The organism is Micromonospora sp. AMSO31t (genome assembly GCF_008868175.1).
In the GTDB taxonomy this organism is placed as follows: domain Bacteria; phylum Actinomycetota; class Actinomycetes; order Mycobacteriales; family Micromonosporaceae; genus Micromonospora.
This window is the reverse complement of sequence record NZ_WBKT01000354.1, coordinates 1-446: the sequence shown is the minus strand read 5'-3', so window position 1 is coordinate 446 and position 446 is coordinate 1. Positions and strand designations below refer to the sequence as shown.

General features: G+C 75.1%; 1 protein-coding gene. It reads left to right on the top strand.

What is annotated here, in order from left to right:
• Nucleotides 1–446: DUF4232 domain-containing protein (locus F8274_RS30910; RefSeq protein WP_151465934.1), on the top strand; the 446-nt coding region annotated here is incomplete at both ends.

Below are 446 nucleotides of genomic sequence, written 5' to 3'. Positions count from 1 at the left end.
GGCCTGCTCCCCCGAGGGGATCCGCATCACCGAGCTCGGGGTGAGCGCCGCCATGGGCCTGCGGGCCATGGGCCTGGAGCTGGTCAACTGCGGCAACCGCCCGTACGTGCTGCACGGCTATCCCGCGCCGAGCCTCCGGGACGCCGACCGGGACCCGCTGGCGGTGCAGGTCATCCCCGGCGCACGCGCGATCACGTCCGGCTTCGACCAGCAACCCACCCGGATCGTCCTGCGCCCCGGCGAGCGGGCCGCCGCCGCGCTGCTCTGGCGCAACCTGGTCACCGACGCCACGGTGGTGGCGAGCAACGGCGCCTACCTCGACGTCGCCCCGCTGCCGGGCCGGCCCGCGTACCCGGTCGAGCTGGACGGGCCGGTCGACCTCGGCAACACCGGCCGGCTCGGCGTGAGCGCCTGGAAGCGCTACAGCGGCGCAACCTCAACGCAAC